The sequence below is a fragment of the Senegalia massiliensis genome, assembly GCF_009911265.1.
In the GTDB taxonomy this organism is placed as follows: Bacteria; Bacillota; Clostridia; order Tissierellales; family SIT17; genus Anaeromonas; species Anaeromonas massiliensis_A.
Genome location: NZ_QXXA01000041.1, coordinates 1 through 1,215 on the forward strand (window position 1 = coordinate 1; position 1,215 = coordinate 1,215).

Sequence of the window (1,215 nt, forward strand, 5' to 3'; positions counted from 1 at the left end):
CTATTAAAGTTTCCTTTTGAATGATAAGTCCTTCCTAAATTTAATAATCCCTTTGCTGTATTCTCTAATCTTTCTTTTATCTCTGGGCTTTCTGGATATAATTCATATCCTTCCATATATATCTTTCTTTTTCCACTTGCTGTATATTCATTTTTTCCTAACTCCAATATTTCTTCTAATGTTTTTAATATAGTTCCTTCATTTGCTAAGCCTCTATATTTTTCTGTAATACCTATTGTTCCTTGAGATACCCCTGGCATAGTTAGTATATCATTATAGTAATTTATTGCACTATTAAAGTTTCCTTTTGAATGATGATTCTTTCCTAAATTTAATAATGCTTTTGCTGTATTCTCTAATCTTTCTTTGATCTCTTCACTTTCTGGATATAACTCATATCCTTCCATATATATCTTTCTTTTTCCACTTGCTGTATATTCATTCTTTCCTAACTCCAATATTTCTTCTAATGATCTATATACTATTTCTTTATCTGCTAAATTTTTATATTGTTCTGTAATACCTATTGTCTCTTGAGATATTGCTGGCATAGTTAGTATATCATTATAGTAATTTATTGCACTATTAAAGTTTCCTTTTTCATAATGATTTCTTCCTAACGCAAGTAATGATTTCGCTGTACTCTCTAATCTTTCTTTGATTTCTTGACTTTCTGGATATAATTCATATCCTTCCATATATATCTTTCTTTTTCCACTTGCTGTATATTCATTCTTTCCTAACTCCAATATTTCTTCTAATGATCTATATACTATTCCTTTATTAGCTACATCTCTATATCTTTCTGCAAGTCCTATTGTCCCTTGAGATATTGCTGGCATAGTTAGTATATCATTATAGTAACTTATTGCCACTTTTAGAGTATTTTCATTTCTATGTTGTTTTTTTCCTAACTCAAATAATGATTTTGCTGTACTCTCTAATCTTTCTTTGATTTCTTGACTTTCTGGATATAATTCATATCCTTCCATATATATCTTTCTTTTTCCACTTGCTGTATATTCATTCTTTCCTAACTCCAATATTTCTTCTAATGTAGGTACATCTGTTTTTTTACTAGATTGAACCTCTGTTTCTACTTCTTTATCTTTTTTTACATCATTTATCTCTTTTAAACCTTGATTTTCTTCTATACTTTCTTCAGAAATCACTTCACCTTCAGCTTGGGCTTCATCTACATAATTTTCTTCAGAT

General features: G+C 28.6%; 1 protein-coding gene. It reads right to left on the bottom strand.

Annotation, left to right across the window (positions count from 1 at the left end):
- Positions 1-1,215: tetratricopeptide repeat protein (locus tag D3Z33_RS16425; RefSeq protein WP_160198855.1), on the bottom strand; the 1,215-nt coding region annotated here is incomplete at both ends.